The 962-nt window shown below is 47.1% G+C and carries 1 pseudogene; it reads left to right on the forward strand.

The window, feature by feature from the left end:
- Positions 1 to 962, forward strand: a pseudogene (locus A3762_RS02660) (hypothetical protein); the annotation flags it as partial.

The raw sequence follows: 962 nt of genomic DNA on the forward strand, positions 1-962 counted from the left end.
CAACGCTGATGGCGAAGAGCAGAGAATGATTGTGCTCGGCATGGGTAAATTAGGTGCGCGCGAGCTCAATGTGTCTTCTGATATCGACTTAATTTTTGCCTTTCCTGAAAAGGGCGAGACAGACCATCCAAAAAAGCCCATTGATAATCATCAATTTTTCTCAAAGTTGGGGCAGAAGCTGATTCATATGTTGGATGCTCAAACGGCAGAGGGTTTTGTATTTCGCGTTGATATGCGTCTGCGGCCTTATGGAACTAGCGGTGCCTTGGCTTTGAATCTGCGCGGTTTTGAAGATTACTTCCAAACACAAGGTCGTGAATGGGAGCGTTTTGCCATGCTGAAGGCGCGTGCAATCACCGGTACCAAAAATGACCGAGCAGTGTTGCTGAAGAGTATCATTCAGCCATTTGTGTATCGTAAATATCCCGACTATTCGAGCTTTCAAGCTTTGCGAGATATGAAGCGACTTATTATGTCTGAGGTGCATCGCAAAGGTGGCGATAGAAACATTAAGCTGGGTAGCGGTGGGATTCGTGAGATTGAATTTATTGCGCAAGCCGCGCAGCTCATATACGGAGGTCGTGACTTAAGACTCCAAGACACTGGTCTGCAAAGCGCTTATCAAACACTTGCTGAACAAGATTATCTGCCTAGTGAGTGGGTTGATCGTTTGTTAGAGGCATATTGTTACCTGCGCGATTTAGAGCACGCAATACAGGGGTATAAAGATCAGCAGACTCAGCAATTGCCTGATGAAGAAGCTGCACAAGATGCCGTTGTGCTGGCTATGAATGAAGAAAGTTGGGGCGCGTTAGTTGCCAGGCAAGCCAAGTTGCGGGCAAATGTATCGGCTATTTTTGAAGAGTTCCTGCAAGAAGATGCACAAAGCGAAGAGCATGAGGATGCTGGTGCTTATGAGTGGCTTCAGATCTGGCAGGTCGAAGACGATGAGCAGGGAAGTC

It is taken from the genome of Oleiphilus sp. HI0125 (assembly GCF_001635355.1).